General features: G+C 58.1%; 22 protein-coding genes and 1 pseudogene. 17 read left to right on the top strand and 6 right to left on the bottom strand.

Annotated elements, in window-relative coordinates; genetic code table 11:
* Positions 1-101 precede the first annotated feature (101 nt).
* The 4 genes from ACM43_RS13965 to ACM43_RS13980 all read left to right on the top strand — a co-directional run bounded on the left by ACM43_RS13965 (position 102) and on the right by ACM43_RS13980 (position 3,184).
* The gene (locus ACM43_RS13965; protein WP_260374198.1) at positions 102-797 is read left to right on the top strand and encodes a secretin N-terminal domain-containing protein; all 696 of its coding nucleotides are present in this window, start codon (positions 102-104) and stop codon (positions 795-797) included.
* 305 nt (positions 798-1,102) lie between these two features.
* On the top strand, positions 1,103-1,495 hold the full coding sequence (locus ACM43_RS13970) for a hypothetical protein (protein ID WP_271540688.1): 393 nt from the start codon (positions 1,103-1,105) through the stop codon (positions 1,493-1,495).
* 206 nt (positions 1,496-1,701) lie between these two features.
* Positions 1,702-1,968, top strand: coding sequence for a hypothetical protein (locus tag ACM43_RS13975; protein ID WP_162130866.1), 267 nt, complete (start codon positions 1,702-1,704; stop codon positions 1,966-1,968).
* Positions 1,969-2,758: 790 nt separating this feature from the next.
* Complete coding sequence (locus tag ACM43_RS13980) at positions 2,759-3,184, top strand: hypothetical protein (RefSeq protein WP_225114932.1); 426 nt, start codon at positions 2,759-2,761, stop codon at positions 3,182-3,184.
* Positions 3,185-3,844: 660 nt separating this feature from the next.
* Here ACM43_RS13980 and ACM43_RS13985 read toward each other — a convergent pair.
* Positions 3,845-5,290 (bottom strand): DUF1521 domain-containing protein, encoded by a 1,446-nt coding sequence (locus ACM43_RS13985; protein ID WP_036031150.1) that lies wholly within the window; start codon positions 5,288-5,290, stop codon positions 3,845-3,847.
* Positions 5,291-6,212: 922 nt separating this feature from the next.
* Here ACM43_RS13985 and ACM43_RS13990 point away from each other — a divergent pair.
* The 11 genes and pseudogenes from ACM43_RS13990 to ACM43_RS14035 all read left to right on the top strand — a co-directional run bounded on the left by ACM43_RS13990 (position 6,213) and on the right by ACM43_RS14035 (position 15,622).
* Positions 6,213-6,521: a hypothetical protein gene (locus tag ACM43_RS13990; RefSeq protein ID WP_036031147.1), complete on the top strand. Its 309-nt coding sequence runs from the start codon at positions 6,213-6,215 to the stop codon at positions 6,519-6,521.
* 42 nt (positions 6,522-6,563) lie between these two features.
* Positions 6,564-6,755: a hypothetical protein gene (locus tag ACM43_RS13995; protein ID WP_036014847.1), complete on the top strand. Its 192-nt coding sequence runs from the start codon at positions 6,564-6,566 to the stop codon at positions 6,753-6,755.
* Positions 6,756-6,870: 115 nt separating this feature from the next.
* Positions 6,871-7,764 (top strand): SctD/MshK family protein, encoded by an 894-nt coding sequence (locus ACM43_RS14000; protein ID WP_036031142.1) that lies wholly within the window; start codon positions 6,871-6,873, stop codon positions 7,762-7,764.
* 33 nt (positions 7,765-7,797) lie between these two features.
* Positions 7,798-8,334 (top strand): hypothetical protein, encoded by a 537-nt coding sequence (locus ACM43_RS14005; RefSeq protein WP_036031139.1) that lies wholly within the window; start codon positions 7,798-7,800, stop codon positions 8,332-8,334.
* Between the two features lie 2 nt (positions 8,335-8,336).
* Positions 8,337-8,765 (top strand): tetratricopeptide repeat protein, encoded by a 429-nt coding sequence (locus ACM43_RS14010; protein ID WP_036031136.1) that lies wholly within the window; start codon positions 8,337-8,339, stop codon positions 8,763-8,765.
* Positions 8,766-8,774: 9 nt separating this feature from the next.
* Positions 8,775-10,865, top strand: a complete 2,091-nt coding sequence (sctV, locus tag ACM43_RS14015) for a type III secretion system export apparatus subunit SctV (RefSeq protein ID WP_271540689.1) — start codon at positions 8,775-8,777, stop codon at positions 10,863-10,865.
* Between the two features lie 105 nt (positions 10,866-10,970).
* On the top strand, positions 10,971-11,486 hold the full coding sequence (locus ACM43_RS14020; protein ID WP_225114933.1) for a tetratricopeptide repeat protein: 516 nt from the start codon (positions 10,971-10,973) through the stop codon (positions 11,484-11,486).
* A 119-nt stretch (positions 11,487-11,605) separates the two neighbouring features.
* Entirely contained in the window at positions 11,606-12,478 is an 873-nt protein-coding gene (locus tag ACM43_RS14025; protein ID WP_225114934.1) for an Effector protein NopP, read from the top strand.
* Positions 12,479-12,927: 449 nt separating this feature from the next.
* Positions 12,928-13,167, top strand: a pseudogene (locus tag ACM43_RS38935) (insulinase family protein); the annotation flags it as partial.
* A gap of 926 nt (positions 13,168-14,093) precedes the next feature.
* Entirely contained in the window at positions 14,094-14,843 is a 750-nt protein-coding gene (locus ACM43_RS14030) for a hypothetical protein (RefSeq protein WP_036031156.1), read from the top strand.
* A gap of 59 nt (positions 14,844-14,902) precedes the next feature.
* Entirely contained in the window at positions 14,903-15,622 is a 720-nt protein-coding gene (locus ACM43_RS14035; RefSeq protein ID WP_271540690.1) for a hypothetical protein, read from the top strand.
* A gap of 461 nt (positions 15,623-16,083) precedes the next feature.
* Here the strand turns inward: ACM43_RS14035 and ACM43_RS14040 are convergent, their stop codons facing one another.
* The 4 genes from ACM43_RS14040 to ACM43_RS14055 form a co-directional block, all read right to left on the bottom strand.
* On the bottom strand, positions 16,084-16,311 hold the full coding sequence (locus tag ACM43_RS14040; RefSeq protein ID WP_245333771.1) for an NEL domain-containing protein: 228 nt from the start codon (positions 16,309-16,311) through the stop codon (positions 16,084-16,086).
* Between the two features lies 1 nt (position 16,312).
* Positions 16,313-16,558 carry an NEL-type E3 ubiquitin ligase domain-containing protein gene (locus ACM43_RS14045; RefSeq protein WP_271540691.1) on the bottom strand — a complete coding sequence of 82 codons (246 nt, stop codon included), beginning with the start codon at positions 16,556-16,558 and terminating at the stop codon, positions 16,313-16,315.
* 63 nt (positions 16,559-16,621) lie between these two features.
* Positions 16,622-17,200: a hypothetical protein gene (locus tag ACM43_RS14050; RefSeq protein ID WP_050996249.1), complete on the bottom strand. Its 579-nt coding sequence runs from the start codon at positions 17,198-17,200 to the stop codon at positions 16,622-16,624.
* Positions 17,201-17,287: 87 nt separating this feature from the next.
* Positions 17,288-17,446 carry a hypothetical protein gene (locus ACM43_RS14055; RefSeq protein ID WP_271540692.1) on the bottom strand — a complete coding sequence of 53 codons (159 nt, stop codon included), beginning with the start codon at positions 17,444-17,446 and terminating at the stop codon, positions 17,288-17,290.
* A gap of 984 nt (positions 17,447-18,430) precedes the next feature.
* Between ACM43_RS14055 and ACM43_RS14060 the strand changes: the two genes are divergently transcribed.
* On the top strand, positions 18,431-18,730 hold the full coding sequence (locus ACM43_RS14060) for a hypothetical protein (RefSeq protein WP_244621015.1): 300 nt from the start codon (positions 18,431-18,433) through the stop codon (positions 18,728-18,730).
* 2,106 nt (positions 18,731-20,836) lie between these two features.
* Positions 20,837-21,919: an ATP-binding cassette domain-containing protein gene (locus tag ACM43_RS14065; protein WP_271540694.1), complete on the top strand. Its 1,083-nt coding sequence runs from the start codon at positions 20,837-20,839 to the stop codon at positions 21,917-21,919.
* A 1,008-nt stretch (positions 21,920-22,927) separates the two neighbouring features.
* Here the strand turns inward: ACM43_RS14065 and tnpC are convergent.
* On the bottom strand, positions 22,928-23,761 hold an 834-nt coding region (gene tnpC, locus ACM43_RS14070; RefSeq protein WP_271540693.1), incomplete at its 5' end, for an IS66 family transposase.

The raw sequence follows: 23,761 nt of genomic DNA on the forward strand, positions 1-23,761 counted from the left end.
CTGACGGAGATCGGTCTGACTACGTCATCTAAAGATCACTTTTCGCTTTCAAGCTAGGACCAAACTCCAACTTGATGATGATGAGCGGAAGGCGTCCGGGAATGCTCGCGCGATCCACGATCGTACATATTCTAAAAAGAATTTTTTGTGCCGGCGTTTTTGTCTGTATCGGGATAATGCGCTCGTCTGCTGCATCCCTTTCGCTGCCGTCCGCCCCTTATAGCTACACTGTTCTCGATCAGGATCTTCCTGCGGCGCTGCAGGAGTTCGGCAACAATCTCAATATCAGGGTCAATGTCAGCGCCGAGGTCAAGGGCCGGATTCGCGGACGAATGCCGGACCTGCCGCCACGAGAATTCCTTGATCGTTTGACTAACCTGTACAATCTTCAGTGGTATTACGACGGGCTCGTCCTTTACATCTCCGCCGCCCACGAGGCGCAAAGCCGGCTCATCGTATTGAACCCGATCAGCTTCGATGCGTTCACCTCCGCGCTCGACGCGCTCAACATCTCGGATGAGCGCTATATCGTGAAACCGGCTCCGGGAGAGGGCCTCATCCTTGCTTCTGGCCCACCCCGATTTGTTGCGCTGGTGGACCAGACCCTTAAAGGCCTTGTGGCGGAAGCGCAGGCCCGGCGCGGCCCCGTCGCAGCCGAGAGGCCACAACGCGAGTCGGTTTTGATGTTGTTTCGCGGTTCCTCGAGCACGGTCTTGCGAGACGGGCGGCCGGAAGGTTCTCCCGAAACGCCGCACCATGAGGGCACTTTGCGCGAAACCGGTCCAGGCCAGAAGTGAGGTCGAAGATGCAAAACCGCTCCGAGCAAAGTCGGTCCGTCCGGCGTACGCCTATATTCATCCGATCGTCAGCTTTTCGAAAGCTACGGTCCCCAGCATGAGCCTGCGAGGTCTGGACGGCTGCCTTGCTTGGGGCAACCCTGATAGAGGGATCAGAGACCAGGCGCTCAAGGGAAATTAGGTAGTGCTGTCTTTGCAGGCGGCGCGAGTATTAAAAATCAATGTGGGCCTCCGCACGTGTGCTTCCGAGCTAGCCGAGGCTTCGCGGAACTCGATGCGCGTCATCAGTTGGAAGGAGGAACAGGGTGGATTTCAATGCAGTCGCCCCGGCGAATACGAGCCCGGAGCCCGACGCAGCACGGAAGGCTTCAGATGCAACCGAATTCGACCGGCAGCTCAGCGACGCACAGGCTCCCGCTTTGGCGCAGGGCGTCGCCCATCCACTGCTGCAGGGCGAGGCTTATTCACCCTATCTGGACGCGGGCCATCCCTACTCTCCATACTTTGATACCGGACACCTGTATCCGCCTTACGAAGATTTAGCGCATCCCCATTCGCCAGACTCGGGTTGGCAGGATAATCTAATGCCGCGCCTGCGGCTGTCGCCGCGCCTGAGCCGGAAAACGGCCGGCAGCATCTCTCGCCGCAGACCATCGCTCATGCGATCGAGGAACATCCCGGCTTCGATCAAGATCTGATATGGCAGAATCTGGATGTCGACCCGTCTGATGCCGAGCCACGGCACAGTGAGCCACAAGCGGGCCCATCGCATGCAGGACCATCGCACACCGCCCCTTTTCAGGGTGAGCCGTCGCACGCCGGCCCCTCCCATGCCCGGCCATTGCAGGCGGGACCGGCCCAACCTGGGTCTTCCGCAGCTCCGCCAGAACTTTCCGAGTTCCGTATGTGGGACGGACATCTCGCCAAGGACTATTGGGTGTTTACGCCTCAAACAGCCACCGGCGCTCAGATGGACATGCTGGAGCGCAGCGGAGTGAAGCCAAGCAAAGACAACCCGACAACAGTTTTCGCCATTCTCGGCGTGCCTCATACGGCCGAATGGAGAGAGGAGGACTTCATTCGTCTCACACCTTCGCTAGATCCGACCCTTTGGCCTGAAGAGGAAGGGCAAGACCAACCTCTAGATGCGGAAGATCCGCCCATCCCCTAACGGCTGCAGCCGTGCAACGGAAGGGCGATCTCCGCGGGGCCGACAAAGACTCAGAGATCGCAGGACACCTGGTGAGAGGCGAGCTTGCCGGCGGGTATTCGCGGCCACCCTTCTCTTTTCCGGCCACTCCTAAGTGCCAGACCAGCTCGCGAGGGGTAGCGGCCAAATCAAAGACCGCGCGAGCCGAATGCGTGAAACAGTTCTCAATGGTTCGCTGAGAACACAATGGCCCGCGGAGAAGAACATCGCAATTTAGCTGCGAAATCAGGTCTGGCGCGCCGGACCCGCGAGTACGGTGCGATTTAAGAGCACGGCGAGACGTTCATGCCGTCGAGATGAGGGTAAGGGCGTTCCGGATCAGGAGAGTCAGGGTATGACCGCCCCCCTGAGCACCTTCAACATCGAAGTGCTTGCTCTGCCGCTTGTCCGCCGTTCCTTGGCGAACGATTGATCATTCGCAAAACGAGGACTCTAGCATCCGGCGGTAACGGCCTGCTGATAACAGCTCTCAGTGACGTATGCCCGCGGATCATCCAAAGCATGATCATCAGAGATCGACGGATTGATCCGCGAAAACTCTGTTCGGCACCCCAAGGTCTCTCATCTCCTTTTTGCAGCCGGGCCAAAGCAGCCACTTGCACGCGATGGCCTGTTTCAGAAGCCGGGCAAGGCGCACCTCCGTCGATAGCTTTTTAGCTCGTATCGTGAGACAGAGGCCAGCTCTCTACGGCAGCCGAGCGCAGATGCCCATCCGATCCACTGGCCCTCAGTCGCGCCTGGAGCCGGACCGATGCGCGCCGATGTTCCTGGAGACAACAGCGGCCGAATGATTCGAACCGGCACCGTCCTTTGCGCATCAAACTCCAAAGGCGCGGAGCCACCCGAGATCACTGAGCGCAGGAATCACAGCATTAATCCAGCCTCACTCTTCGTCAGCTTCTTGCAAGCTGTCCCTGCTAGAACGGCGGGAATAGGTCATCTCGCGGCGCCGCCGCTATCTGGGTTTTATGACATGGACACAGGCACAGCCGATATCGCAGCAACGGCGCCAGAAGCTGGCACAAACACCGACAACGCCGCGAACGGCGGCGACAACTCGCCCGCAGCATTGTTGCAGCGAGCCTTCGAAAAGGCTCTGGTTGCCGTCGCCACCCAGGTCATAAGCGATTCCCAGTCAGATATGGATGACGCTATGAGCGAGCTAGATGATGGGTGAAGGCCCGTATTATCAGACGCGCACAGGGAAGACTCTTCGGAAGGCAAGCCGAACCGAGAACGACCGGGCGAAGCAGCCGACTTGGCAAACCAGCCGCTAGACGCGTCTTAGGTGGTCCTCCAGGTTGGCGGTGCGGCCGGTCGCAATCCGATCGCACTGGGAACTCTCGGAAGACGCCGCAGCGTCTAGCTAGGCGGGCATACGCCACACTCTTCGATGCGGATTCATCGAGTGCTTTTCAGTCAGCAGGTTTCAAGCGGAACCAACCGCTTCCCCATTGATGATCAATTCGGTCAGCTGGCTGTCCTGGATCGGTTCTGGAGCCGCCCGCGAAATTGGGCGTCAGAGAGACCCTCTGAGATCATAAAGTCGGCAGCTTTGGCGCTCGCTGCGCGCATACCAGCACAGCTCCTGGACCGCTGAGACCAGCATCGAAAAATGTTGCGGGTACCTGATCAGTGAGGTCATGGCGGGTCTGTCGGTACGATTGGCGCCCAAGCTTAGACAGCCCCGATCGCGAGATGAGAGCGGCGATCCAGATCGATACGCCGCCGCACCTACTATCTTCATCTGCCTCGCCGAACACGAAAAGCGGGCGCTAACGCCCGCTTCAGTGACTTACCCACAAGCTGAGAACGCTTCGCCAGGCTTGCGGCCAACTCAAGCGTCCGACGGTGTGCCTGGATTCTCATTGCTGTCGATGATCGCCTGGTTAACCTGGCGTCCAGACCGATCGACCCAGCCCGAGCCTGGTTGTTCATAAATCGTCTGGGCTCCATCCGAAGTCAGCTGATCAAGCGTACGGCCCGCATTTGACTGCGTCACCTTAAGGTTGTTCTTACCGTCGAAGCGGTCTCCAAGACCTTCGACGACCATGGCATTGTCGCCGTTGGTAATGGTCAGCTTCGATGCCATCGTTTTGCCGTTGCCGATATCAACGGTGTCGATGGTAATTTTCGTGCCGTCGTCGAGCTGGAAGGTCATGTTCTTTTTGAAGTCAAAATCGATCTTGCCGTCACCGTCGGCATCGACGTGGGGGTCGCCGTGGATCGCTGTGATCTTGCCCGTTTGATTGTTGCGAATGAGCACCGTTCCGTCACGTTCGTCCACCAGCATCGAATACTTATCACCAAGCTTGATCTCGGCCCTGCTGCCCCTGACCTCATGCGACCAGACTGGCGCCGGCTGAGACGACTGCGTCGGTGCCTGGGCGACCGCAACAGGCACCATCGCAAGAGGCGGCGGCGGCGGAGGAACGAAGAAGACGGGGGCGGTAGAGGCAGGCGCTGCGCTTGCATACTGGTAGTTACCAGGCCCGCGCCCTTGTTCGCCTGCATCGATGCTCGCCTGATTCACCGCGCGTCCGGCCCCATCGACCCAGCCTTGGCCACTCTCATGGATCGTTTGGGCACCATCGGACGTCAGCTCGTCAAGCGTCATACCAGCATTGGACTGCGTCACCCTTAGATTGTTTTTGCCATCCTTGTCGTCGCCGAGCCCCTCGACAACCATCGCGTTATGGCCGTTCGTAATGGTAAGCTTTGAAGAGATGGCCTCACCATTACCGTAGTCGACGTTATTGACAGTAATTTTCGTGCCGTCGTCGAGCTGAAACGTCATATCCTTCTTGAAATCGAAGTCATCTTTGCCGTCTCCGTCGGCATCAACGTGGGGATCGCCATGAATTACCGTGACATGACCAGTCTGGTTGTTGCGAACTGTCCAGGTGCCATCCTTTTCATTGGCCGTAATCGTGTACTTGTCACCAAGGTTGATCGTGGCCTTGCCATCCTTGACCTCATGCGTCCACACCGGATCCACAGCAGGCTCAGAATTTTGATTCAGCTGGCTCATCAGCATGGTGGGAGGAGGAGGCGCCATCATGTACGCCTGGGTCGTAACGACGGCTGGCGTCACGACGACGGGAACGGCGACCGAACTGACGAGGGCTGGTGAGGCCACCGGTAGGTACTGGTAGCTCGCCGGAGCATACTGTCCCAACAAGGCGTTGAAGGCGGGAGTGACAACCGCGCCTTCTGGCACCACTCCATTCATCGAGTCGGGCGCGCCCACCACCGGAAGACCGGCCACGGGAAGATACGGCATTTAGTTTACTCCTGTTGCATAGACGAAATCTGTAAAACTGCGAGCGCTACGCATAGTCAACCAAGGTACGCAGCTTCGATTTGCATGAGAACGCACCATTAGCTCATCCGAACGAACGACTGCTTCTCTTGCCAGAACCACCAGCCCTAATGAGATCTTCCTCTCGCCGCACCACGGTAACCGCACGATCACATCACCGCATTTAACTCACAAAGACTGTAGCCCGAATACCTGTCGAAAAGCTGACGACGATGAGCGAGCGAAGCCGCACGCACTTTGACATCGATCGCATGTGCGAGACGCATCCTTCGCTAAGCTGTATCGCAAGCTTCAACGCACCTGTCCGCAAGAATCGTCTGGTACCAGATGTGCCCCTATGTCTTCGCGATACGCCACGTCTGCCGGTCATCAACCAGTCATCTCATCCTCCCCGCGCAATCAGCGCTCCCGCCGGTCGTGCACATCATCTGCGAGCAGCGATCGATCGGTTGAGCACGCGCGCGCACCAGTCTCTCCGGCATTAGGATCTTCACGGAACCTGATTTTTCGCAAGCCGCCCATGTTAGCCAAGCGAGTCAAGCGCGGACTGAGACCCGCACAACTCTATGACCTTATCCCGCTTCCGCGCTCTATCCGGCAGGCCACGCGCCTGTGCAGGGTCCGCAAGGTAAACTCATTCCTGAACGCGCAGCTAAGCACCATCCAACCCGGCCTTGAGCCAAGCCGATTATAGGCGGGGCTGGGAACGCCCGGGCGAGCCGGTGATTGCGAGCAGATGCAAGGCTGCCGCAAAAGATCAACCCACTCGCCTCAACATGAGGCTCGTCAGCTTTTCGAAAGCTAGCGCCCCTAGCATGAGGCCGCTGAAATCTAGGCGAGCAGTCGTCTATTGAGCGCAACAAGACGAGGATAGGAGAATGCGATGATCGGAGAAATGATCGGAAGCGCTGCCGGCGGATACCTTGGCGGTCCTGCCGGAGCGGCCATTGGTTCGGCACTGGGCGGGACCGTGGACAAGGTCTTTGACAAGGTGGTCCACACCTCGGTGCCCGACGAGGGTAACCACTATAAGGCCGCAGACGACAAAGACGCCGGCGACAAGAGCGAGGTACAACCCAAGTCAGATACTCTCAGCAAGAGCCCGGAGCTGAACCTTGGGCTCAGCACGCTCGGCGGTACGCCCATGTTCCTTTCGATTCCTGCGATCATCTCGCCGGCCCACAACTCGTAACAAGTCAGAACCAAGGTTATCCTAACAGAAAGGTAAGTAGACATGGCAGTTGACAATGTTGGCGGAAATGGCGGCGCTGCTGGTGCCCAGCCGACGGGCGATACGGGCTTCCAGAACCAGATGGCTGAATTCGAGCGTGTTAGCCAGAAAGTTCAGGCCCAGGCCGTGGCAATGCGTCGAATCACGACCGAACTCTCGTCCGAGAAGAAGGTCGCCGACGAGCGCGTTCAGTAGTTCTGCAAGACGGGTGGCTCACCGCGTTGCTACCGTCGCCGCGCTGTGAATGACGAAATCTGGATGAGCCGTACGGCACTGCCGTACGGCTTCTCTCGTTATTCAGGAGGTTATCGTGAACGACTCTGTTTCGCTCGAGTTCGAGGTGCTTTCGGGGCTCTATACCGGGCTCAAGGGAAAGGCAGCGGGCGGCGAAAGCATTGTTGGCAGCGGCCTCGATGCCGACATGATCTTCGTTGAACAAGGGCTTGAACCGCATCACCTTCGGATCATCGCGCAGCGCGATTCGATTGAAGTCGAGGCGCTCGCCGCCAATATCAGCATAGACGGCCTCGCGAGCATCACTTCAGGTGAGAGCGTCAGAGTGCCCCTACCCGCGGTCATTCATGCTGGTGCGATGTCCATCCGCTGGTCGACAGAGGATGTCCAGCCAGTTGCTTCGAGCAAGCGCTCTCGCAGCTCGATCATCGCACTCAGCCTGGTTCTGCTCAGCTCTGTCGTGATCGGCACCGTCTCAATTATCCTCTCCCCCGGCGATAGGGCGGTGGTGCCAAGTACCCAGTCGTCGCGCGCCGTCGAGATTGCCACTAAGCCAACCGTCGATCATTTCGATCCGAGAGCTGCTGATGAAATGGCCGTATCGCTGCGGCAAGAAATCGAACGAGCGGGCCTTCTTGACGTTAAGATCGGGCGCGGCCCCGGCGTTGTGACCGCGGAAGGCACAATTGCGCCGAACCTCGTCGCAAAATGGAAAGAAATCCAGCAATGGTTCGATCGCCAAACCAACGGTACCACGACCCTTGTGAATGCTGTCACGGTGAAAGAGGAGAAGATGCCGTCTTCGATTGCTGTCCAAGCCGTCTGGCGCGGAAGCGAACCTTATCTGCTTATTGCCGGACAGAAGTATTTCGTCGGCGCGCTCTTAAGTAATGGATGGACCGTTGATCGAATTGAGGATGGACGTGTTCTGCTCAGTCGCAACGGCCGATCTGCTGCTTTGCCATATTAAAGTCTCTACCCTGCAAGAAAGAAGGAGAAGGCGATGGCTAGGCTGCCCCAGCACTCTGTAGGGCCCGGCACCTCATCGCAGGGATTAGATGCGGGCCAGCACGCACCGGTCATCGGCTCGCCTCCCTCGCGAGGTGATAAACTCGAAGTCGGAGGCGTCCATGCGGATAGCGGCACGAAGCGCGCGTCGTGGCGGGATGCGGTTACGCATGATCTGCCAATTGATGGTGCGAGCGAAGCGGCGCTCGAGGTCAACTCCGTCGGCGCCATCCAGCGCGTCACTCTATTCGAAAGCGAAGCAGGGGCAAATGAGCTAGATCCGCGCGCGGTATTGGCTTCGCTCTATGGTCCCAATCTGTCCCGCGGACTACTCTCCTTCGTCGTTCCACGCCTCCGTCATCCGGACGTACTGCGCGCCGACAAGCATGGTGTTCTTCTGGAGCGCTTGACGCGAACGTTGGAGGCGACGCCGAATGACAAAACGGCGCGAGAATGTTTGGCAATCCTGCAGCAGGAACTACAGCGGCTATTAATGCTCCGGCAAAATCAAAACAGCTTAATCAAGGGCTAGCCATGGCCGATCCTGATGGATTGCAGCATGTGCCCGCTCCCCTGGAGCCAGAAGTCTCCAAATCCGGCGATATTCTGTCGATCTCCGGGCCGGAGCGCGACCTGCTTTGTGCGCTCTCGTATGTACATCTCGCGTGCGGGCAGAGCGCACAGAGTCTGGCTCTGTTGCGAATTGCAGCTCGCGAGCATTCCAACGACGTCGGTTTACTCCGCATCCTAGCTTACACGCTAATCTCCGAGGGCCTTGGCGACGAAGCACTCCACGTGTTGGACCGGCTGGACGCACTCGATACGCAACCCTCTTCCCGCATACCGATGACCCTGTTGCGCAGCCACGCCCTGCGTCACGCTGGCCGCATGCCCGAGGCTCGCGAGGTCTTCCAGCGCTATGTGTCACTGCGCGCGGGCAGGGCCCTCATCAAAAAGCAATAGGGATCTATCATGGCCAACGTCTTGCGTGACTTCATCGTGCGCGCTCCGGCCCACCCGGATTTCATGGTTGCCTTGATGCTGCTTCTGGCGATCGGCATGATGATCATGCCAATCCCAATCATCGTGATCGACATGCTGATCGGCTTCAATCTTGGGTTTGCCATATTGCTGCTGATGGTTGCCCTCTATCTCACCACACCGCTTGATTTTTCGTCCTTACCGGGCGTCATCCTGATCTCCACCGTATTCCGACTGGCGCTAACGATAGCAACAACGCGGCTGATCCTTGCCGAGGGCGACGCCGGCAGCATCATTCACACATTCGGCGACTTCGTCATTTCAGGGAATATCGCGGTCGGAATCGTCATATTCTTGATCGTGACCATGGTGCAATTCATGGTTCTTGCCAAGGGTGCCGAACGCGTCGCAGAGGTGTCTGCGCGCTTCACCCTTGACGCGCTACCAGGCAAACAGATGGCGATCGATGCGGAACTGCGCAACAGCCACATCGATCAGCACGAAGCACGTCGCCGACGTGCCGCCTTGGAGCAAGAGAGTCAACTTCATGGCGCGATGGATGGTGCCATGAAGTTCGTTAAGGGAGACGCGATCGCCGGGCTAATCGTGATCTGCATCAATATGCTGGGCGGAATCAGCATCGGTCTGCTCTCAAAAGGTATGTCGCTCGATGACGCGCTGCATCAATATACGCTTTTGACGATCGGTGATGCGCTCATTTCGCAGATTCCGGCGTTGCTGCTGTCAATTACCGCTGCGACCATTGTCACGCGCGTCAACGGGCCCTCCAAGCTCAAACTCGGCGCCGATATCGTTCACCAACTTACCGCAAGTACGCAGGCGCTTAGGCTAGCCGCCTGCGTCTTGGTATTCATGGGGCTCGTTCCCGGCTTTCCTTTGCCCCCGTTTTTCGTGCTGGCCGTCCTGTTCGCTGCGGCAAGCTTCGCCAAGGTCGGCAAAGGCGACAAGCCTGCCGCTAAAATAGGAGCTAGCGTCGCTGCTTCGGCGCCGGCACCCGCAGCGGCCCAGAAGCAGCCGGTGCATGCGGAAGCACTTCCGATCGCGTTGTTCCTTGCACCGAACCTGACGGATTCGATCGACAAAGACGAGCTGGAAGAGAGCATTTCGCGTGTTTCAAGGCTCGTCTCGGCGGACCTTGGCATCACCATTCCGCGCATCCCGGCCCAGATCGGCGAGAGCTTGTCCTCGTCGCAATTCAGGGTGGATGTCGATAGTGTGCCAGTTGAGCGCGATGTGATCAATCCCGGGCACCTGGCGCTCAACGACGATGTGGCCAACATCGAGTTGAGCGGCATCCCCTTTCAGCAAGACCCGGAAACGAATCGGGTCTGGATCGAAGAACGGCATGCAGCGGCCCTCAAGGCCGCCGGAATCGGATATCATCGGCTGAGCGAAGTTCTTGCCTTACGTCTCCATTCCACATTGACACGCTATGCACAGCGCCTGGTGGGTATCCAGGAAACCCGCCAATTGCTCGCCCGGATGGAGCAGGAATATCCTGACCTGGTGAAGGAGGTGCTGCGTACGGCCACCGTCCCCCGGATCGCCGAGGTCCTGCGCCGATTGCTCGATGAAGGCATTCCAATCCGCAATACCCGCTTGCTCCTGGAGGCATTGGCAGAATGGAGCGAACGCGAGCAAAACGCCGTCCTGCTCACCGAATACGTTCGTGCTACCTTAAAGCGGCAAATCTGCTTTCGGTATGCGAACGCCCATCGCGTCGTGGTCGCCTTTATCATCGAGCGTGAGAGCGAGGAAATCATCCGCGGCGCAGTACGGGAAACGGCCGTCGGCCCATACCTCGTTTTGGATGAATGGCAGAGCGAAAAGCTGCTTGCACAATTTCGTCAGATCCATGCGACCATCGCGCAAAGTAAGAGCCAGCCTGTCGTCCTTGGGTCGATGGATATCCGGCGTTTCGTACGCGGTTTTCTCACGCGCAACGGGATCGACCTGCCTGTTCTATCGTATCAAGATCTCGCCGCCGACTTCACGGTCCAACCGATTGGATCCGTCAAGCTTCCCAAGGCGCCTTCCTCGCTTCTCACAGCTGCAAACTAAGAATGGGCAGCGCTTCCTCGTGACTAACCTATGAGATCAAATAGAATCAGGTGCCGCCGGTATTTGTGCTCCGCCAGTCCAGGGCCGCGGCCGGCTCTGCTTGCGATGCTGGCTACTGTGCTGCTCGCTGGCTGCGCTGCCCCAGATAAGCATAGCCTTTCACCACAGCAGACGTCCACATCTGACCTCGCACACAGCGAAGAGATCGACCCTGCGGTGCGCGAGCGCATTTCGCACGCGCTCGGCCAAGATCCTGATGAAGGAGCTCTGCGTGATGCATTGAAGCAACAGCCGAACAACATCGATGCGGCGATTCCTCTTGCGCGAGCCCTGCTGGCAGGCAACCGTCCGAATGATGCGCTCGAGGTGCTCGACGGCGTATTATTGGCAGCCCCTGGCGACCTGCGCGCATTGAATGCCAAAGCGGTTGTTCTCGATCACGAGGGCCGCCATCAGGAGGCCCAAGAACTATACCGCCAAGCTCTCGCAGCGGAACCCGCAAACCCGATGCTGCGCAACAATTTCGGACTGTCCCTCGCCCTTGAACGCAAGACGGAGGCCGGCGATGCCAGCCCAGCACCGCAGGCGGGCGGCCGGCACGCATTGGCTCGTTCAAGATAGCGTGGCGATAAAGAGCGGGGCGGAATAGCGAAGTGATGCTCAGCTTGCCGACAGCTGGGCTTACTATGAACGCGGAACCTCAACCAGCGCAGCCCCCGTCGATACAAATAGAAAGTGTTATGTTTCATCACATCATCAATCTATCTAGTAGCGAACGTGCTTCCGAGCCCGATGAAATGAGAACGAGCGCGACCGATGACTCTTCCTCCTACACGGATCGCCAAAGGTTCTCGGATGTATTCTCTAGTCTGAATTTGGCGCCATCGATCTCCTCTCCTGATGCAAGTTCGCCGCCAGTTCCGCCATACGCGCTGGTTGAAGAGCCGCCGGTCGTTGAAATCTCAAGATCTTCATTCGAGAGGAAGCTGGTGGACTTTTATGGAGCAGACATAGAGGATATTGCTGCTAATCCGCAGAGATACTCTCGCTGGGTGTCTCAAAAGGCTCAACGCACAGCGGACACCGCGTTTCGCTTCGGCACCAAGTCTATTTCGGAGAAAGCGCGATTTTTCAGCTATCAGCTCGCGAATAAGAGCGTCGGGCTTCTGAGAACGGAACCCGGAGGTCGCATGAGTGAGCTGTTCAAGGGCAACGATGATTGGCGCAAACAATTTCCTGGGCGAGATCAAATCACCTCAACGACAGCTTTCAGGGTTACTCATCCGCTCGTCGATAACGCGGGCGATATCTTGCTTGAACATCAGCTCCAGATCGATGGTAACAAACCGCTTGTTCTCTCCCACTCTTCCAATCCGGAAGCGAAAGCCCGCGCAGCAGCGTTGGGCTTTCTTGAGGTAAGCGACTCGATGATGGTGCTCGATCCCACCAAGCACGAAGACAAATGGAAGAACAAAGAAGGCAAATGGCAGCGAGCGGGTAAACCGCCTTTGTATCTTGCCGCGACTGAAGACAATAGCAGCAATGCCACGTGTACCGAAAGTATGGCAAAGCCCGCGAACGATCCGTATGATGATGACTATGACTTTATGTAGAGCGTACACGCACCACATGAAGAGCGATTGGCCAGATCAACTTTGGTGAGGTCAGGCTCGCACTGGATAACCTGATCCGCGCGACCGATAATCTACGCTATTCTGGCACCTTCGTCCTGGACTACTTCGGCGCAGTGTACTCCGAGGAGCTGCTCGCCGACTTCCAGCTCGCGTCCATGAGAAATATTGTCAAGCTACTCATCTTCTAGAGCGAGATGTGTGAGGGCGAGCCTGCCGGGTGTTGTGCCGGCGTCATATCGCGCTCGATTGACCTGAAGTCTCCATTGGGCGAAGTTCTCCTGACGCGTTGTGCGCAACGTCGCTGTGTGCCGTACGCGAGGCCGGCGATTGGTCCGGTTTTCGCTCCACTGTTTGCCAAGACGAGACACGGCTCCGTGCCGTGTCGGATCTTCTACCATAATGACAACTATGGAGCGAAAGGCGATGCCATGAAGAACCGGCTTTCGGTCACCGGCAAGGCGGCAGGCACCGCCGCTGAAGCCTCGGAGTCGACGACGCGCACCGCCCCGGCGGTCGAGCGCACAACGGAGAATGGCACCGACTTACACCTTCCTGACGAGGCTAGCGTCTCTGCCGGCACGGTCAAATCAGATCGACCACCAAACTTCACGCTGCGGAACGGCCTGCAGGTCGTCGTGATCCCGGATCATCGCACACCCGTCGTGACTCTCGAGGCCGCTTTTTGCGCAAACGCGTTTAAACAAGGCGACAATCCGGGTTGGATCTTCAGGGTAATCAAAGTGGGCGCTCTAAAACCGGAGCGTACACTGTCTGCCGCTTCAAGGAAGCGGCCACCGAGAGTACGCACCGCCATGGCTACCGTTCATTCCAATAAGTCCTTCTCGATCCATAGGACGTCGCTCGGCGAACTCTGTGTCCAAGACAAAGATCGCCGTGCCGGCCACCAGACGCGCGCTTCTTTCGGACGCCCGATATCGCTTCCCCACCGATGCTGGCCGTCCGCCGGCGCCCCGCTCCGGATTCGATCTTGTTCTCCGTGGCCCGATAATCTCGCCGCAGAGCGATGCATGGTTGCTATTGCGTCACCAACGCGCTTCAGCCTTCGCATATCCCGACATTCATCACCAGAGTGAGAGTGAGAGCTCGGTCGTTCAGGGTCATCTTTCAGGAATTTACCAGCCGCTTCTCTCTCCGCCGAAGAGACGACCATCTAATCCAGCAGGGCTTTGTGGTCTGCCAAGCCATAGTCGCACCGCGTCGCATCCCGAGCTCGCAATCTGACGCTACGTTAGTTTCCGTCGCTTCATGAAAAGTAGATAGCGGCAGCGACGGCATCCATAGATAACCTATGGCATCACAACGATCACCACAGGCGGACAGTTGATTCTTGGCCCGCGCATTCCAGCTGCCCACAAACCTCACGTAGATCACCAATACAAGTGATTACTTCCATTCTCAGGCCTGCATCATCGGACCACGTCACTCGCTTAATGTTGAAAACGTTTATCAGTTGCAGAGCTCCAGCATCGAAGGTTCATTGCCCCTTCTTTCTGCCATGATCGCGCCCAAAGCAGAGACGCGCCGATTGCGCACCTTGCGCGCGGCAATGGCGAGTGTCTCAGGAGATGTTTCTATGGTGAAGCCAGTTGTAATTGTGGTCGGCGCGGACAAGGGAGGAGTCGGCAAGACGACCGTATCACGAACGCTACTGGACTACTTCAGCGTCAACAACGTGCAAACACGCGCATTCGACACAGAGTCGCCCCGCGGAACGCTGAAGCGCTTTTATCCCGAGATCACTGAGATCGTCGACATGACCACGACGGCGGACCAGATGAAGATCTTCGATACCTTGAACTCAGGGCTATCCGTCACTGTCATCGATGCTCGCGCAGGACTACTGTCTTCTGCGTTAGCTTCCTTGCGCGACATCGGCTTTTTGGACTCGGCACGGTCTGGCCAGATCACATTCGCCGTGTTCCACATCCTGGGATCATCCATCGCTTCGCTAGACGAGATCGCGGAAACCGCGACTTTCATGAGCGGCGCAAAGTACTACCTCGTCAAGAACTTCATCAACGACACTCAATTCTTCCAGTGGGATCAAGCGACTTATAATTCCTATTTTCACCGCATCAAACATGCGACTGAGCTGACCATACCGAAGCTCAACGAGATGGCCTATGAGCAGGTGGAAGTCGCATCCATCCCATTCATAGACTTCGTGGCAAACAAGGGACGGAACGATGAACCTGCGAACAACTCCTTCGTCCTGCGCGGCTATGTCCGGCACTGGCTGGCAAATGTCTGGAGCGAATTCGATCGCATCAACTTGACGGAATTGGCGGGGGCCAAGTCCGCCACCCGGGCCGGCGAAAAGTAGCGGCATATCCGGCGAGCTCCGGTCGGGCCTACGTACGGAACGAAATTGATCTGCTGGCTATGTTAGCGACCCCCATCTACATCATCTGCTCTCCTAGCCCGCAGGTCGGTAAAACCCTCATCGCTCGGGCTATGAGCGAGTTCTTGCTGCTGAAAAACGGCGCAACGCTATCGTTCGATGTGAACTTGAAAGAGCCGTCATTGCTCGACTACCTCCCCAACATCACGGAGACCGCGGATGTGATCGACACTTACGGCAAGATGCAGCTGATGGACCCTCTGATCATCCACGATCGGGTACCCAAGGTAATTGACCTCGGCTTTCACGCCTTCGACGAATTCTTCAAGATGTGCGAGGAGATAGGCTTCATGAAGGAGACGGCGCGCTGCTATGTCGCCCCTATCATCCTCTTCGTCGCGGGCGCAGACCGCATCTCCTTTCGCGCTTATGAAATGCTGCGGCGGCGAATTCCGCCGGCGTCGCTGGTCACCGTCCAAAATGAATTCGTGCTGCGCGGCGAATTACCGGAAGCGATGGATCACGAGCGGGTGATTCGGATTCCCGCACTTCCGCTGTTCCTCAAACGATATATAGACCGGCTTAGCTTTTCCTTCACTGGATATCTGCGCAACGAGAAGGACTGGTCCACCGAGCTGCATCAATGGATCCGACGGAATTACAGCCTGTTTCGCGATCTGGATTCGAGTGTGACGCAGCGAAGGTCCGATCGTCGGCGGGGAACGGATATCGATAGCCTACGTTGCACAAGGGCCACTTGAAAGTTCGCTCTGATCCGCATCTATTCGTCCGGCCTATGAGTGGTCGTTGACCGCTGACTTCAATGGCGTTCGCAACGCGAACGCATGAATTGCGGTATACGACTGTTCGCTTGGATCTCCACCTTACGATCGTGCGCACGGGCAGCGCGAGGGCAATTGACGGCAGATCATTCGCCAATGGCTGATGCAGGCGGCCTGTCCAAGAAACGATAGCAGCCTTGGCTGGTGAGCGGCTAGGCGGATCGAAGAGGTCTTCCTTCGGGAGCCGCTCATAGCTTCAGGTCGAATTCTCCGAGCACCTGATGCATGACCGCGCCTTTGATCTCGCCGGCGATCTCGTCTCGTGTGTGGGCGCCGAGGACCCGCTCGGCATCGGCGTCGCCTGTTAGACCATGCTCGGCCAGTCGCTCAAGCGGGTTTCAAACTGTACGCTCATCGCCTCGACGAGCCGCTCCTGCATTTCAGCATAGTCTTGGGGTGCGATGCGCCTCACCACGCGTTCCTGGTTGCCAGCACGCTGCCAAATAGTCCGGAAATTCCGCCGCTTCCTGCTCCCGCACCGATGCCTCGGCCCTGGCCACATCGCCCTCGGTCACGTGAGAGACGTTCATGAAGCGCATGTCGGGAGCGGTGTGCCGCAGCTCCAGCGCGTCGCGCAGCCGGGTCTGGTAGGTAAGGTAGACCTCGATCTCATCGACATCTGCGTCGGGATCGGCACGACGAAGTGAATTGCCCTCTCGCGCGCGATCCCCTCAAGCGTTCCGAGCGAAACATGACGCGGCCGTTCTGGAGCAGTTCGCCCAGTCGCCCGTCATAGACGCCGTCCTCGATATCAGCGTTCAGGCGTGCAGTCCGCATGCCGTTCCAGACCAAAGTAATGCGATCTTCGCAGCTCGCGTTCGCTCCCGAAGCCATCTCGAAATACTGCTCGCGCAAATGCGGCCTGAAGGCTGCCTGCCGCAGATCTTCGGCGACCGCCTGGCGGAACGCCTCATGATGTTAGTTCACGGTGCCCCGGAGCCCATCGAGGAAGCGGTGCATAGTCCGCGGCCCCCGCCTCATGGGCGAAGTGCTGCCAAGTGGCCATTGCCGTGGGCTCGCCCTCGAGCCAGTCCGCGGCGACCTCTTGTAGCGGCCGCGGCTGAACTTCCACCGCTCCAGCGGTGATCGAGAAGAAAACCTGAGGGCCGGCATAGTGTCCGGCATCGCTGTTGCCTGGCCGGCCTGCACCCAATCGGCGAGCGGATTATTCTCCAGATTAACGCTCGACTCACGGCCTAGGTGCGTCAGCAGGGTCTCGCGCACGCTGGTCAGCAGATTGTTGCTGGCACCGAACCATAGCAGCTGGTGCGAGACGGCCTCAGGCAGGCTGGTCAGCCGGTTGTGGCTGGCGCTGAGCCATTCGAACTCGGCCGGGAGAGGCTCGGGCAGGTCCGCCAACTGATTGTACTCGACGTTCAGACGCTGGAGCCCGGCCGGAAGCCGGGGCAGGTGGGTCAGGCGGTTACCGCGCGCGTCCAACTCCTGAACCGTTTTTGAAGGCGTCGGGGAGGCTTGCCAGCTTATTGTTGTCGACATTCAGGCGGCGCATCCCGGTCAGAATGGCCGCAGACAGCCTAACACCACGACCCTCCGGCGCGGATTTCCTCGAAACTCGGCAGAACTTTAGATCGGAAACTCAGCCTCCGCCTTTTGCTGGAACATCGAATGGTCCACGTTGCGCAGTTGCTTGTCGCGCGTGACCACCACCGTTGAGAATTCAACGATGTCGCTGGCGCGATCGCTTTCGCCTAGCGCCCTCGCGAGGCTGGTCTGAACGGACATGAGACCTCCCAAGCTGTCGCCGCAGCGCTCGTGCCGCTATCAGTGCTGCCTGTCGCCGCCTCTGGATAGATGAACCGTCTGCTGGAGTACTTTGCTCGCGAGCTGGCTGTTCACCCAGCGCGTTTTCCCTGCACCAGCTAAGGGGTGGCTAGGCTGGGTCAGACACATCCTATTGCCCGCATCATTCCATCATCCACGCTATCTCGCGGCTCCAACCGTCAAGTTGTACTTGACGATGCCGGCCAGGCGCCCCGTGCCGACCATCGAAATGGCCTTCCTGGCCATCGCCCGCAGGCAAGAAAACTGGAAATCAACAGGTCGTCGCCGTGATCTCCACTTGCGATGGGACGTCAACGCCTGCCAACCTTTATCTGTGGCGCATCAACAACGCTAAAACCTGGCGCAGCGTGGGATTCAAGCTATTCAATCGCTCTTCTGAGGCGTGCACAGCCGATGTCGATGGCAATGACCGTCTGTGGAATGCTCAATTGGCTCGACACTGCGTCCATCGACATTTTACCTTGTATTACCAAGATCGCAACCGCGTTCGCTTCTTGATTGGCTGGCGCGTGCCGTGGATCGCACTCAGGCTGGTTTGCGTTCCTCACAATTCGTTCTCATGGCTTTCCCATGTTGTGGATAAGCTCCACCTCGCCCATGGATTAGTTATCGGGTAAGCGATTGTGAATGCCTATAGCACGCCGGATCTACTTAACTGCTCGTCGGCCAACCAAGCTTGTGGAGCGCTGAAATTATGCAGGACACACGATCGGGGCGCCGTGAAATCGCGAAAATCCGCCGCGATTAGTCGTCACACGCGCGGTGTCGGGTGATATTGATTGGTAAGAGTTGCACACATCTTGCTCGGGGACAACGGGCGGAAAGTCGTAAGTCCTCAGCTCAACTATTCGGCAGAAATGCGGAGCCAAGCAACGGCCGCTCAGACGATCGCCATGCTTGATACTCCAGGGACGAATATCAGTGATGACTTCGATTGATGATACATTAAGTGAGATCAGATGGTTGCGAAACGAAATCTGGCGCTGCCGTCGATTACTTGGCACTGGTCTGCTTGGCGCGGAGCGGGAGGCCGTGGAGAAGCGTCTGCATGAACAGCTTTCTGCCTTTGAACGACTCGTATCGACGGCCTTCCCTTTAGCCCTGAGCTCTGAAGTGTATTCTTTCAAGAGTACCACGTTCGGGCGAAGCGACTCCCCTGGAGCGCCCATCGAAAACGCCGCAATGGCATCAAGCGGTTGCCTCGAGAAGTCGATCAGCGGCTAACAAAAGATGTTTTCCTAGCGCACTCTATTACCTTGAGCCCGGCAGTCCAGCCCAAGGTAGTTCCAAGCTGAGAATCTAAGGGAAACCAACTCCAACGCTAATATTCCGGCGAATCGTCTGCCCGTCACTACCGCTTAGCTTACCTGCCCAAAAAACGCCTAGTCGCCGACCATAACGGTATAGATTGGTGAGCAGTACGGAATTCTTGCATATGTCAGGCCATTCCCTCCTCAGCTTACGCAGTTGTCGTTCGGACCCGTTACAGCGAACCCATAGCAACGTCACGTAAGCCTCGAAGTCGCCGTATGGCTGCAGCGCTGTTTGAAGCGCAACTGCTGCCAATCGATCCACGGATCAGTCCTCAGATAGTTGAGCTGCGCGAGGCAGGCTGATCCTTCAGTCCGATCAACTTGCAGCCACCAAGCTGGTCAAACCCCGGGCCCGGTCAGGCTGAACACCTCACTATCGTTCGAGTTCGCAACTGCCGTGCCTCACTCTGGATGAAGGCCTACTGGACGCCTGTTGAGAGATTGTCTCGACCGGTCGCTTTTGTCCGCGGCGGCGGTAGGCATCATGCGTCGGCATTCGCGGCGTAAGTTTTTGAAGTTTTCCGTAAGACAAAACATGGCCACATCAGCATCGTTACGGCCTGTAAAGCGGTCACAGAAGCGGATCACGTCTGGTTTGCACGACACCAAGACTTCCTCGGCCCGACGATCTCGCGCGCGAGCATATCCTGTGCACCACGTCGCTGCGATCGCGATCGCAGCGAGGACGGCCGAATAGCGATGCGCATTGCAGGTCCAGCCCATTCGTCGCTCTTGATTCACCAAACCTCTCAACTGTTTTTCTTTGCCCCGCGAGGCTGATCTGTTTACCGGATTCGAGCGCTTCGGCAGCCACTGGCTCACTGTTCCGAGCGCCGCAATGATAACGGCGCCCCGAATCATCGTCCCGCTAGGCGCAACACGCATTGCGAGGACCGGGATCAAACAGAGATCCGGCCGTTTAGCGCTTGTGTGCCGATGTTGGCTCCCAATATGGCGTTTTGCTTCGCAATGCCTACATCCTGACGTTACGGGCGATTCAAGCACTTTGAGCGCGCGGACAGCACATATCATCTCATATCAGCGCTTTTTCGAAGAGAGGCTGCCAACCTTCTCCTTCGCGCAGATCGGAAGGTGCGCCAGCCGGAGGCAGCGACTTGTGTATCACTGACGCGTTTTACGGCCGCACATTCGCCGAAGCACCGTCTCCAATGCGAGAGGCATGGTTTCACCCTCAGGTGCCATCTCATAGCTCCTGCATGTGCGGTTGGCGACGCGAACGTCCAAGGTCCTACAATGCGGCGATTTAGGACGCAGGGTGGAGACCGATGCAAAGCCTCCCTTGCCACTAGCCGGCCAGGTATTCCTTAAAACGGCACGCCGATTGCTGGGTAAGGATAAAGCTGCCGCGAAGGAAGCGGTCGCGGCGGAGCCGGGATTCCAATGAAGTTAATTCGATTCATCATGATCGATCTAGCTTTGATGCTACTCGCACCTGAGAGTGCAAAGGCCACCATTGTGGCGACGGACGCAAACTTCGAATCGGCTCGCGAAGCTGTGGGATCCGTAATGCCGAGTTCTGGCCCCGAGCCAGTATTCGGCTCTGGCGTGATCGGACAGCTTTACCGCCAAGCCTCTCAAGCCGCGCTATTCGAACATGCGCTCGGCCCGCCAAGCAGACTGACAACCTTGCGCTGCTGGAAGGGCGCTTACCTCTCAATGGCAAGTGCAGCGAGCAACGTCCGATTGCCACAATCCTAGCGGCGCGGAGCTGCTCAACAAGACTCCGGTCTTGATACCAATCTGCAGTCCGCCCCCTACCCTAGGCCCTCACGCGAGCAGAAAAGCCCGTGCTGCCGCGGGATAGAGTGGATCGTTGGAAGCATGGCGATCAGCTCCACTGCAGCCATTGGCCTCCTGACTTAGCTGAGAAGATACAGCACATGCTAAGGTTCATCAGAGAAGCCAAAAAGGGCTATATCGAAGTTGCCTTCAACGGCTCTCTCGGAAGCATTTTGCTAGATACGCAATTCAGCGTACAGCCAAAGGCGTCACAGCGATTCTTGGTCCGCCCGGGTGCGGCAAAACTACACTCGCGCGCTGCATCGCTGGCGTCCAGCGCCTGCCGAATGGATTCTGTGCGATTGATGGGGAGATTTGGCAGGATGAGACTACGTTTCGACCGACTCATCTTCGTCACGTCGCATTTGTATTTCGCCTACTGATTCTCTCTTCTCATTTGTCTGTACGACACACCGTTTTATACAACGCGTCCAAATCGGAACAGGCACTGATCGATTTTGATGGTGTGGTCGAATTGCTCGCCTTGGCGCCACTGCTCGAGCGTTTGCCATCAGATCTTTCCGGAGCGGAGCGACAGCGACTCGCCCTTGGCCGTGCGCTGTTGGGCCAGCCTCGGCTACTCTTGCTGGACGATCCACTCATTGGGCTCGACCGCTCCGCCAAATGCGAGATCCTGCCCTTTCTCGAGCGCATGCGGCAAACGCTTCCATTGCCGATGATTTACTTCGGCCATGACATCGCTGATATCGAGCGTTTTGCCGATTATCTCGTGATGATGAAGGGTGGCGCCGTGACTACGGCCGGTCCGCTCAATGTCATTCAGAGCGATGCGGCGCTTGCCAGGCGGGGCGAAGCGGCAGTCTGTCTTGATACTACGGTCGGCGGGTATGACGGGCGCTATGGGCTGATCATGCTCCGCCTCAAAGCTGTGCGCTTTCTGATACCTGGAGTGCCGCTTACACCGGGCGCGCAGCTGCGGCTGCGCATCGCTGCCGACGACGTCAGCATTGCGCGCGAACCTCGGCGCGCAAGCTCTATCCTCAATGTTTTTCCAGCACGCAGAAAAGCCTCTCTGCCGCACGGCGAGGCTGAGGTCACCTTGGTTCTGACCCTTGAAGCCGGCCGATCTGGCGTGCCGCTTTTGGCGCGCGTCACACGCCGCTCCTTTGATGCGCTACGGCTTAGCAATGGAGGGCAAGTATTCGCGGAGGTCGCGCGCGCCGTTCCGCTCGGGCTGCCGAGCGGTTGCTTGCAACGCCTACCACATTCGCAGGAGCACCTTCGACAGCTATGCCCGATGCGAGAAAAACACCAACAAGATCCCGGCCGTGATCGATAATCTACATGAGATCGATCCGAATAGTGTTCCGGGCAGTTCTCTACCCTCCAAAAGACGAATAGGCTACTGGCCGATGTGGCTCAGGATGTCGGGCACCAATGCGTACGCATCGGCGACAGGTGCAGCGACACTCGAGGCCAGCAAATGGGCACGCACGTTATACTCGCAATCGATTTTGCGAGGGGAGAAAAGATCTCGATTTCGCAACCACTCGGCAGCAGGTGCCCTTTAGTCTTGATATAAATGGGCTTGCCGAGCCCGCAGCCGTCGGACCGGCCAGCTGTTTCTCGTTCTTTTAGCGAATTTGCTGATCGCGAGGAGATCGATCTTATTGCGAAGCGCGCGGGAAAAGGCCGACCGGCGAGCCTCACCGCGGACTTGGCAGGCTGCTGCCTTGATCGTGGCGCGCAGCCGGGCCCCATCCGAGCTGCGGTGCTTTGGTTACAACCGGACGACCTGAACGCGACAGTGGGGCTGCCGAGCACGTCGGCTCCGCAACCGTCCATCAGAATTTTTGCCATCTCCGGAAGCCGCCTTAGCTCTAGCGTCCGCTCCTGCGTCACATTGATGTCTTACGAACGCGCCGATTGTGGACCCTCAACGGCGAGACGTCGCAGTTCGACCAGCTGCGCGCGCTAAATAGCGCAAGCCGACATCAAGCCCGTAGCTGGCTTTGCGGTACCTACCGGTCGATGACGAGACTGCTACGGTTCGGGTCTGACGTCTTCCCGCCAAGTCCCTGACCAGCGCCCGCGTGCCGTCGAGCTCAAAGGCACCCTAATCCTAGCCATTCCTCTGCTGGGGTATGGCGGTGTTTTATAGTTGGCTCCAACGCCTTGTGAGAGCATGGTGCTCCAGATGACCGTCAGCTTAGTGCTGATCGAGGCACCAAGCGCGCGAACATGCCCGGACCCAAGCCGCTGGGCTGGTCTTGTTGCGCCCATTCCAGACCTAAGAACGTAACCGTCCGGTGAGGGCCGCGGGATGATCCGCGGTGCGGTGGCCCGATCAGGCCGCAGACTGAACAGGGCTGTTCTTCCATTCCCAAGGCAGCAGCTCATTGAGCCGACCTTGCGGGGTGCCGGCGATGCGGGCCAAGACGTCCGCCAGCCAGGCTTGCGGATCGACGTCATTGAGCTTTGCCGTCATGATTAGCGTCGCCATGGTGGCGGCGCGGTCGGCACCACGTTCGGAGCCGGCGAAGAGCCATGACTTGCGGCCGAGGGCAAAGCCGCGCAGCGCGCGCTCCGCCGCATTGTTTGTCAGGCAGATCCGCCCGTCATCAATGAAGCGGGTGAACCGATCCCAGCGGCGCAGCATGTAGTCGATTGGCTTGGCAACTGCAGACGAGTTCGACAGCCGGGCACGCTGCTCGCGCAGCCATGCTTCCAATGCCGTTAAAGGCGGAGCGCTTTGCTCCTTGCGCATGCGCAGACGCTCTTCGGCGCTTTGGCCATTTATGCCGCGCTCAATATTGAACAGCGCATCGATGCGCTTGACCGCCTCCAGGGCAATCGGCGAGATCGCTGCGGCATTCTTGTCTCGCCTCGCATTGGCCGCGATGTCCGCCAGCTCGAAGAACTGGCGCCTAGCGTGGGCCCAACAGAGTGCGGACGTGATCGGCCCCTGCGCGCGCGAGGCGTCATACAGTTCGTTGTAGCCGCTATAGGCGTCGGCCTGCAGGATGCCGGAGAAGCTTTGAAGATGCCGTGTGGGATGCTCCTGCCGTCGGTCGCACGAGGCGTAATAGAGCGCACCCGGGGGCGCCCGTCCGCCGAATGGCCGATCGTCGCGAACGTAGGTCCAGATGTGCCCCTTAACCGTCTGGCCCTTGGCCAGGAT

Origin of the sequence: Bradyrhizobium sp. CCBAU 45321, from assembly GCF_028128975.1 — a bacterium.
In the GTDB taxonomy this organism is placed as follows: domain Bacteria; phylum Pseudomonadota; class Alphaproteobacteria; order Rhizobiales; family Xanthobacteraceae; genus Bradyrhizobium; species Bradyrhizobium yuanmingense.

Excerpts from the sequence above, each read along its gene's own strand:
- ACM43_RS13965 (WP_260374198.1), top strand. The coding sequence starts at position 102 with ATGCTCGCGCGATCCACGATCGTACATATTCTAAAAAGAATTTTTTGT.
- ACM43_RS13975 (WP_162130866.1), top strand. The coding sequence starts at position 1,702 with ATGTGGGACGGACATCTCGCCAAGGACTATTGGGTGTTTACGCCTCAA.
- ACM43_RS13980 (WP_225114932.1), top strand. The coding sequence starts at position 2,759 with ATGCGCGCCGATGTTCCTGGAGACAACAGCGGCCGAATGATTCGAACC.
- ACM43_RS13985 (WP_036031150.1), bottom strand. The coding sequence starts at position 5,290 with ATGCCGTATCTTCCCGTGGCCGGTCTTCCGGTGGTGGGCGCGCCCGAC.
- ACM43_RS13990 (WP_036031147.1), top strand. The coding sequence starts at position 6,213 with ATGATCGGAGAAATGATCGGAAGCGCTGCCGGCGGATACCTTGGCGGT.
- ACM43_RS13995 (WP_036014847.1), top strand. The coding sequence starts at position 6,564 with ATGGCAGTTGACAATGTTGGCGGAAATGGCGGCGCTGCTGGTGCCCAG.
- ACM43_RS14005 (WP_036031139.1), top strand. The coding sequence starts at position 7,798 with ATGGCTAGGCTGCCCCAGCACTCTGTAGGGCCCGGCACCTCATCGCAG.
- ACM43_RS14010 (WP_036031136.1), top strand. The coding sequence starts at position 8,337 with ATGGCCGATCCTGATGGATTGCAGCATGTGCCCGCTCCCCTGGAGCCA.
- sctV (WP_271540689.1), top strand. The coding sequence starts at position 8,775 with ATGGCCAACGTCTTGCGTGACTTCATCGTGCGCGCTCCGGCCCACCCG.
- ACM43_RS14020 (WP_225114933.1), top strand. The coding sequence starts at position 10,971 with ATGCTGGCTACTGTGCTGCTCGCTGGCTGCGCTGCCCCAGATAAGCAT.
- ACM43_RS14025 (WP_225114934.1), top strand. The coding sequence starts at position 11,606 with ATGTTTCATCACATCATCAATCTATCTAGTAGCGAACGTGCTTCCGAG.
- ACM43_RS14030 (WP_036031156.1), top strand. The coding sequence starts at position 14,094 with ATGGTGAAGCCAGTTGTAATTGTGGTCGGCGCGGACAAGGGAGGAGTC.
- ACM43_RS14035 (WP_271540690.1), top strand. The coding sequence starts at position 14,903 with ATGTTAGCGACCCCCATCTACATCATCTGCTCTCCTAGCCCGCAGGTC.
- ACM43_RS14050 (WP_050996249.1), bottom strand. The coding sequence starts at position 17,200 with ATGTCGACAACAATAAGCTGGCAAGCCTCCCCGACGCCTTCAAAAACG.
- ACM43_RS14055 (WP_271540692.1), bottom strand. The coding sequence starts at position 17,446 with ATGTCCGTTCAGACCAGCCTCGCGAGGGCGCTAGGCGAAAGCGATCGC.
- ACM43_RS14060 (WP_244621015.1), top strand. The coding sequence starts at position 18,431 with ATGACTTCGATTGATGATACATTAAGTGAGATCAGATGGTTGCGAAAC.